We start from the raw sequence: 8,165 nt of genomic DNA on the forward strand, positions 1-8,165 counted from the left end.
TATAAGAGACAGACCCCCTCCCCACTGGCGCCACGGGCCCAGGGGCCTCCGGCCCCGCCGCGGCCTCTGGAGGAGCGGCGGGTTGCCCGGAGGAAGCGCTCATCGAGACGCCTCCGCCGAGCGGCCGACCAGTTCGCGCAGCTGCGCCAAGTCCAGCGGCTTGCTCAGCTTGAGGTTCGGCACGTCCCGCAGGAACGACGTCGTGCGCGGGGTGAAGGCTCCACCCGTCATGAACACCATGCGCCCCGCCTGCTCCGGCACCGAGCGCCCCAGCTCGAAGTACAGGTCCATGCCCGTCATCCCGGGCATCATCACGTCGCAGAGGATGAGGTCGAAGCGGCCGCCCTCGTTCACCAGCCGCAGCGCCGCCTGCGCGCTGTTCGCCGTGGACACCTCGTGCTCCGAGGCCAGCGAGCGCTGCAGCGCCACCGTCACGTTGGGCTCGTCATCCACCACCAGGATGCGCGCCCGCGCCCCCGCTGGCGCCGTCGCCGACAGCCGCGGGTAGAGGTCCACTTCGTGCGCCGCCGAGCGCAGCACCACGCGGAAGATACTGCCCTGCCCCGGCGTGCTCTCCGCGTGGATGGAGCCGCCCATGGACTCCACGATGCCGTGGCAGATGGACAGCCCCAGCCCCGTGCCCACGCCCACCGCCTTCGTGGTGAAGAACGGATCGAAGATGCGCCCCAGCACCTCCGGCGTCATGCCCACGCCGGTGTCGCGCACCTCCACCACCACCTTGCCCGTCTCGCCCGGACGGATGATGGCGCGAATCTCGTGCTCGGTGACGGAGGATGGATGCTCCGGAATCGCCTGCGCCGCGTTGAGCAGCAGGTTCAAGAACACCTGGCACAGCCGCGCCTCGCTCGCCTCCACCGCGGGGACGGGTTCGAATTCCGTCACGAGCCGCGCGCGGTGGCGGATGACGTTGTCCGCCATCTTGCACGCCAGCTCCACCGAGCGGCGCACGTCCACCGGCATGGGGCGCGACTCCTGCTCGCCGCGCGCGAAGACCTTCAGGTCCCGCACGATGGTCGCGATGCGCTCCGCGCCCTCCGTCGTCTCGCGCACCAGCTGCTGGATGGAGGCCACCGGCTCGGACGGGGCGCCTTGAGCCTCCAGCTTGTCCAGCCCCTCGCGGATGAGGTGCAGGTTCACCAGCATGTACGCCAGCGGGTTGTTGATTTCGTGCGCCACGCCCGCGCCCAGCGTGCCCACGCTGGCCAGCCGGTCCGCCACCACCAGGCGCGCCTGGAGCTGCCGGCGCTCGCTCAGGTCGCGGTGCACCATGATGTTCGCGATGATGCGCCCTTCCGCGTCGCGCAGCGGCACCACCACGGACTCGCAGACGCACGCCATGCCGTCCGCGCGCTTGAACTCCATCTCCCCGCTCCAGCGCCCGTGAACCTCCAGCGCGGTGAGGACGGCGCCCGTCAGCCGGTCCGGCTCACCGGGGTGCAGCACGCTGAAGAGCGTCTGTCCCATGGCCTCCTTGCGGCTGCGGCCGAACATCCGCTCCGCGCTGGTGTTCCAGTCGATGACCCCGCCCGCCAGGTCCGTGATGACGACGCCGTCGGAGATGCTCTCGAAGATGAGCGCCTGGCGGTGCAGCTCCTGCTCCGCCTGCTTGCGCGCGGTGATATCCATCACCGTGCCCGTCACCCGCGCGGGCTGCCCCGACGCGTCCAGCAGCACATCGCCCTTGCACGAAATCCAGCGGTAGCCGCTGCCCGCGGGCTCGATGCGGTACTCCACGTCCACCTGCGAGCGCTGCTGCAGCGCCGTGGCCAGCCCCGCGCGAAGCCTGGGCAGGTCCGCCGGGTGCACCACCTCCTCCAGGTCCATGGCGCGGCCGGACAGCTTGCCCACGGCCAGGCCCAGGAGCCGGTCCACGTGCTCGCTCCAGGTCACCTGCCCCGTCTTCGCGTTCCAGTCCCAGATGCCCACGCGCGCGGCGGACAGCGCTTGCCGCAGCTGCTCCTCGCGCTGCTCCAGCACCTCGCGCCGGGAGAAGCGGAACACCGTCACCGTGCCCACCTGGAGCCGGTCGCCCTCCTGCAGCTCCGCGGTGGACACCGGCAGGCCGTTGAGGAACGTGCCGTTGGTGGACTCCAGGTCCGTGACGAGGCACGAACCGTCCGACTTGCGCTGGATGCGCGCGTGCTTGCGCGACACCCCGTGGTCGTCGATGCGCACCTCCGCTTCCGACCCGCGCCCGATGACGTGCTCGCCCGGCTCCAACCGGTACGCCTTGCCGATGGCCGCCGGCGTCGTGGTGCTGATGAGGATGAGGCACGCCCCGGTCGAGGACGGGGCCGTCACCGACTGGCCCGCACAGGTCGTGAGCTCGTCCACCAACGTCATCATGTATGCAAGCCCCCTGACGTCCCCCTGCGCTCGGGCTGGCAGTGTCCTCGCCGCCTGTCGTGCATGACGCCGCGCTCCGTTTGGGCCCGAAGTCCTGGCCCGGACCGCAACCATACCCCAACGGCTTCCAATGAACGTCCCCACCCCCTTCAGGACAGGGACCCTGACTCCTGGTGAACGGCCAGGCAGGCAAGCAGGGCAGCCAACCCGGCACGGGCACTCGCGACCCACCCCGTGGATGGTAGGGTGCGGGGTATTCATGGCGGTGGATTCAGAGAGCACCTTCCGCATCCAGGCACGCGCGAACGCGAATACCTCGGACAAGGGGCACGACACACCCAGCCGTGCCGAGCGCGGGCCGGGCACCCTGGCGGGTGAATACGTCCTCAAGTCCATGCTGGCGGCCGGCGGCCACGGCAGCGTCTACGAGGCGGAGCACCGCATCCTGGGGCGGCACGCGGCGGTGAAGGTGCTGCACTCGCACCTGGCGGACCAGGGCGAGATGCTCCAGCGCTTCGTGCGCGAGGCGCGCGTCGTCAATCAGATCCACCACCCGAACATCGTGGACGTCTACGACTTCGGGCTGATGCCGGACGGCAGCCCCTACTACGTGATGGAGCTGCTCTCCGGGCGCACGCTGAGCCAGGTGGTGCAGGAGCGCGGGCGGCTGTCCGCGTCCCGCGCGCTGGCGTACCTGGAGCCCGTCTGCGGCGCGCTGGAGGCGGCGCACCGCGCGGGCGTCGTGCACCGGGACTTGAAGTCCAGCAACATCCTCGTCGTGGAGGAGGGGGAGAAGCCCCGGCTGAAGCTGTTGGACTTCGGCATCGCGAAGCTCATCCAGCAGGAGCCCGGGCAGGAGGGGCTCACCACCGCGGGACAGCGCCTGGGCACCGCGCACGCGATGGCGCCCGAGCAGTTCCGCGGCGGCACCATCGGGCCGCCCACGGACGTGTACGCGCTGGGCGTGCTCCTGTATCAGCTGCTCACCGGCCGCTACCCCTTCCAGTCCGATGATCGTCTGGAGCTGGAGCGCATGCACCTGGAGGCCCCGCCTCCGCGCCCCAGCGTGAAGGCCCCGGTGTCCCCCGCCGTGGACGCGGTGGTGCTCCGGTGCCTGGACAAGGACGCCACCCGCCGCTACCCCAGCGTGAACGCCTTCCTCACCGCGCTGCGCGAAGCCACGGAAGAGCCCAATCAGGTGGAGAGCCAGACGCGGCTCGTGCTGGCCGTGAACGCGGAGGTGGTGCTCCCCGCCACGGACATGGACGACGACACCACCTACGCCGCGCTCGCCCACGTCATGGACACACTGGAGCAGGGCCTGCGCGCGGAGCACTTCATCCTGGCGCTCCAGACGGGCACCGCGCTCCTGGGCGTGCGGCCCGTGGCCGCCGGCATCACTCCCGCGCTCGCCCTTCGACCCCTGAGAGAACTGCAAGCCGAGGCGCAGCGTCTGGCCGAAGCCGTCCACGCCCGCGTCCACCTCTGCCTCCACCATGGTGAGGCGGAGACACGCGGCGACTCCGGCGAGGCCGAGGTGGTAGGCGGCCCGGTCACGCATGTGGCAACCTGGAACGTAAGGGACCCCGGTGGCTTCGCCATCACCCGTCCCGCGTCCCAGTACCTCGAAGAGACTCCTCCGCAGTAGGCCGTCCCCGCACTCCTCCTCCCCCGCGGCACCCCGCTTGAGCCGTGTGGTCCCATGCCTTTCACCGGCACACGTCCGCCCCCGTGAGAATTGGACCCACACCATAATTTTTTGACGAAACCGTATTTATTTTAGATCCTGAATCCGTCACGATTCCCCTGTCTGACAGTTTCAGCACCTTTCTAGGTGAAAGCCTGGACTGCCTGACATTCTGGAAGCCGGTCCTCCGACTTCCCTCGAGCGGGAGCCCCTACATGCGCCTCACCCCTGCTTTTCGGCCTGGAAGTGGATGCAGCGAGTGGTGGAACCGAGTTGCCTCACGCCAACCCCTGAAGGCGGTGTTGATGACGGGGGCGCTGTTCGCCCTCGTGGGTTGCGGTGGCGCGATGCCGGAGGACGCGGCGTGGGAGGCCGATCCAGCATCGGTGGATCAGGCGCTGCAGATGGACAACGGGCTGACCGTCAACGGATTGACGGTCAACGGGCTCACCGTCAACGGGCTCACCGTCAACGGGCTCACCGTCAACGGGCTGAACACCGAGAGCTTCAACGCGTGGTTCAGCCAGAACACGGACACGGCGCCGATGCTGATGGCGTACATCGTGAAGTGCTCGGTGCCCGAGGGGCAGACGCGCACCTTCCAGTCCACGACCACCGGGGCGAAGTACACGTGGCAGGGCAGCCTGGGCCTGGCGCCGGGTTGGGCCACGGGCAAGGCCGCGACGGTGACGGAGCAGCAGGCGGTGAGCGCGTGCCTGGCGGCGCACGCGAACAAGTACGGCCTGCACATCGCGCTGTCCGTGCTGGGCCGCACGGCGGAGGGCGCGGCGATTCCCTACTCCGCCGAGGAGCTGTCGCAGTTCAGCGCGAAGGAGGCGTGCTTCTTCGGCAACCTCTTCACCAACGAGGGCCTGTTCGCCGCGAGGGATCGCGACTTCAGCTCGGCGGAGAGCTCCACGCGGGCTTGCGGCCTGACGCTGAAGGCGGACTCCTGCGCGCCCATCACCAACATTGGCAGCTGCGCGCAGTTCTGCACCAAGGGTGACCCGAGCCAGCCCTATTACACGCAGTGTACGTACAACGGGAAGACGTACCCGGCCATCACCACGCGCGTGAAGCCCACGGAGCTGTTCCGCTGCGGTGACGGCGTGTGCCAGTTCACCGAGCGCGCGGGTTCCGGCAACACGGCGGACAGCTGCCGCGCGGACTGCGGCGCCTGAAGCGGACGCACCCGTTGAACCGGCGGTGAGCAGCGCACTGGCATGAACGGCCTCGTCCCCACCCCGGCCGCGTGTCCAGATGCCTTCGGGCGTGCGGTGAGTTCCTCCCGCGCGCCCGAATCCCCCAGTGGAAAATGACAGTCGGGACGTGAAACCAAAGCGGTGTCCGCTCGACGTCATCACGTACTCGCGCGCACCTTGCCGGGCACGGGGCGGCGGTGTTGGATGGACGTCCACAGGCCGTTCCCGAGAGCAGGGACCCCCGCCACGAGGAACGGTGACGGCCGCGGATGGACGTGGGTGGAGCGGGCCGCGATGACGTTACGAGCAAAGGTCGGGCGGTTGACGGCGATGACGCGCCGGCGGGGCACACTCCGCCAGGCCTTCGAGCGCCTGGGCCCCGGTTCCAACACCCGGTGCACCGAGGAGACGCCCTGCGCGGACAACCGGCTCTTGGAGGAGACGGTGCGCGAGCGCACCGCGGCGCTGGAGGCCGCCAACGCGAAGCTGTCCAGCAGCCTGGAGCAGCTGCACGCGACGCAGACCCAGCTGCTCTTCGCGGACCGGCTCATCGCGCTGGGGCGCATCGCGGCGGGCGTGGGCCATGAAATCAACAACCCGCTGGCCTTCATCCTGAGCAACCTGGAGTACATCCACCAGGAGCTGCAGCAGAAGGAGCGCCTGTCGGAGCAGGACCGGCAGGAGATATTGGAAGCGCTGGCGGAGACGCGCGACGGCGCGGAGCGCATCCGGCTCATCGTGCGCGACCTGCAGACGCTGTCGCGCGCGGAGGACGTGGGCAGCGGGCCCGCGGAGCTGGCCGCGGTGGTGCGCACGGCGGCGAAGATGGCCATGCACGAGTTGCGGCACCGCGCGCGGCTGGTGGTGGAGTGCGACGGCGTGCCGCCGGTGCAGGGCAACGGCTCGCGGTTGGGGCAGGTGTTCCTCAACCTGCTGCTCAACGCGGCGCAGTCCATCTCCCCGGGGAACGCGGAGGGCAACGAGGTGCGCGTGGTGGCGCGTCCCGGAGAGCCCGGCCACGTGCTGGTGGAGGTGCGCGACACCGGCTGCGGCATCGAGCCCGAGCACCGCGAGCGCATCTTCGACCCCTTCTTCACCACCAAGCCGCTGGGCGTGGGCACGGGGCTGGGGCTCGCGGTGTGCCATGGCATCGTCACCTCGCTGGGCGGCACGCTGACGATGGAGAGCGCGCCCGGCCGGGGCAGCGTCTTCCGCGTGACCCTGCCGGTGGCGGGCGCCTTCGTGCAGCCGCAGCGCCCGCAGGCCGACTGGACCTGAGCCTCAGCCTCCGCCGGGCGGCTTCATCCCGAGAGCCCCCTGGAGCATCCCGCCGAGCACCTCGCGGAACCTCGCGTCCGACGCCGCGTCCGCCGGACGCCCCATCACGGGCAGCAGCGCCTCCCGCGCGAGCAGGAACCACTGCGACGCGCACAGCGCCACGAGCAGCGTCATGTCCACCGTGTCGCGCGAGGGCGGTGGCGTGCCCTGCGCCTCCGCCACGCGGCCCGACTGGAACTCCAGCGCGTCCGCCAACAGCCGCAGGCCCTGCGCGCGCACGAGCGGCATGTGCTCGGCGCGGCCGGTGAGCAGCGCCCACGCCATCAGCCGGCTGTGCTGTCCCTGCTGGACCACGGTGAAGAAGCGCTCGAGCAGCGCGCCGGCGCTGGGAGGCGCGTCCGCCGCGAGCAGGTGCTCCCGGAAGGACGCGGCCAGCAATTCGTTGCGGCGCAGGAGCACCTCGCGCACCAGGGCCTCGTAGGTGCCGAAGTAGTGCGTGACGAGCGCGTGGCTCACCCCCGCCGCCTTCGCCACCGCCTGCAGCCCCACCTTGTCCGGCCCCTGCTCCACGAGCAGCGGCTCGGCGGCCTGGAGGATGGCGTCTCGCGCCTCCTCCGGGGTGCGCCGCTTCCGGGGCGCGGCGGGCTTCGCGGGGCGACGGGGAGCGGAGGTGCGCCGGGCCGGAGCCCGGCCCTGGGGACGCTTGGATGCCATCGCGGCGCATCCTAGCCCCCGCTTCGTCGTTCAACGCACCCGTCGCTATTGTCAGATTTGACAATAACTGCGGACGGGAATTATCCATGGGGTGTCCGGGCATGACTGGCCCGGGGGTGTGCTGGCCTTCGCGAGGTCCGTGATGCATGCGCTGCTGCCTGAGAATCCGTCGCTGCCGGTGCTGTTCCTGCTGGTCCTGCTCATCTCCGGGACCGTCAAGCTGCTGACGGTGGCGGTCGGCTGGGGGGTGTGGCGCACGCGGCTGGCGGCGCGCTTCCGGGTCTACCGGCGGGAGCTGGCGAAGGGGCAGCTGCGCAGCGAGGCGCTGGCGGCGGTGGGCGTGGTGGTGACGGACGCGGTGCTCATCGGGACGTTCCGGTACTTCAGCGGCCCCCTGATGGCGCCGTTCAGCCTGTCCACGGCGCTGTGGTCGTACGCGTGGATGTTCGTGGGCTTCGAGGTGTGGTTCTACGTGACGCACCGGCTGCTGCACCTGCCGCGCTTCTACCGCTTCCACGCGCAGCACCACGTGGCGCAGGTGACGGAGCCGCTCACCGCGCTGTCGTTCTCCGTGGTGGAGCGGGTGGTGCTGATGGGCGGCGGGCTGGGCCTGCACTTCGCGGCCATGCACGTGTTCCCGGGCACGCAGGTGGGAATCCTGGCCTACATGCTGACCAACTACGTCCTCAACGCGTTCGGGCACGGCAACACGGAGTGGCTGCCGAAGCGCTTCGTGACGTCCTGGGTGGGCCGCGTCTTCTTCACTCCCACGTTCCACGCGCTGCACCACGCGCGCTACCAGGGGCACTACGGCCTGTACACCGTGGTGCTGGACCGGTGGCTGGGCACCGCGTTCGCCGACTATCCGCAGGTGCATGCGCGCGCCCGCGATGGCGAGGGGCTGACGCGCATCGGGG

6 protein-coding genes are annotated in these 8,165 nt (G+C 70.3%); 4 read left to right on the forward strand and 2 right to left on the reverse strand.

The window, feature by feature from the left end; translation table 11 throughout:
* Nucleotides 1–99: 99 nt before the first annotated feature.
* Nucleotides 100–2,364 carry a PAS domain S-box protein gene (locus tag D7Y11_RS39965; protein ID WP_167547882.1) on the reverse strand — a complete coding sequence of 755 codons (2,265 nt, stop codon included), beginning with the start codon at nucleotides 2,362–2,364 and terminating at the stop codon, nucleotides 100–102.
* A 262-nt stretch (nucleotides 2,365–2,626) separates the two neighbouring features.
* On the opposite strand from D7Y11_RS39965, the gene D7Y11_RS39970 reads away from it, so the two are divergent.
* From D7Y11_RS39970 to D7Y11_RS39980, 3 genes are all read left to right on the forward strand, one after another.
* On the forward strand, nucleotides 2,627–4,015 hold the full coding sequence (locus D7Y11_RS39970; protein WP_120581173.1) for a serine/threonine-protein kinase: 1,389 nt from the start codon (nucleotides 2,627–2,629) through the stop codon (nucleotides 4,013–4,015).
* A 344-nt stretch (nucleotides 4,016–4,359) separates the two neighbouring features.
* A complete protein-coding gene (locus D7Y11_RS39975; protein ID WP_126936307.1) occupies nucleotides 4,360–5,235 on the forward strand; it encodes a hypothetical protein in 876 nt (291 codons plus the stop codon).
* Between the two features lie 315 nt (nucleotides 5,236–5,550).
* Entirely contained in the window at nucleotides 5,551–6,534 is a 984-nt protein-coding gene (locus D7Y11_RS39980; RefSeq protein WP_121752027.1) for a sensor histidine kinase, read from the forward strand.
* A 3-nt stretch (nucleotides 6,535–6,537) separates the two neighbouring features.
* Here the strand turns inward: D7Y11_RS39980 and D7Y11_RS39985 are convergent, their stop codons facing one another.
* Nucleotides 6,538–7,248, reverse strand: coding sequence for a TetR/AcrR family transcriptional regulator (locus D7Y11_RS39985; RefSeq protein ID WP_120581176.1), 711 nt, complete (start codon nucleotides 7,246–7,248; stop codon nucleotides 6,538–6,540).
* A 142-nt stretch (nucleotides 7,249–7,390) separates the two neighbouring features.
* Between D7Y11_RS39985 and D7Y11_RS39990 the strand changes: the two genes are divergently transcribed.
* On the forward strand, nucleotides 7,391–8,165 hold a 775-nt coding region (locus tag D7Y11_RS39990), incomplete at its 3' end, for a sterol desaturase family protein (protein WP_148139268.1).

This window comes from Corallococcus sp. AB018, assembly GCF_003986945.1.
In the GTDB taxonomy this organism is placed as follows: Bacteria; Myxococcota; Myxococcia; order Myxococcales; family Myxococcaceae; genus Corallococcus; species Corallococcus exiguus.

Coding starts and splice junctions, on each gene's coding strand:
- D7Y11_RS39980 (WP_121752027.1), top strand. CDS start 5,551: ATGACGTTACGAGCAAAGGTCGGGCGGTTGACGGCGATGACGCGCCGG.
- D7Y11_RS39965 (WP_167547882.1), bottom strand. CDS start 2,364: ATGACGTTGGTGGACGAGCTCACGACCTGTGCGGGCCAGTCGGTGACG.
- D7Y11_RS39985 (WP_120581176.1), bottom strand. CDS start 7,248: ATGGCATCCAAGCGTCCCCAGGGCCGGGCTCCGGCCCGGCGCACCTCC.
- D7Y11_RS39970 (WP_120581173.1), top strand. CDS start 2,627: ATGGCGGTGGATTCAGAGAGCACCTTCCGCATCCAGGCACGCGCGAAC.
- D7Y11_RS39975 (WP_126936307.1), top strand. CDS start 4,360: ATGACGGGGGCGCTGTTCGCCCTCGTGGGTTGCGGTGGCGCGATGCCG.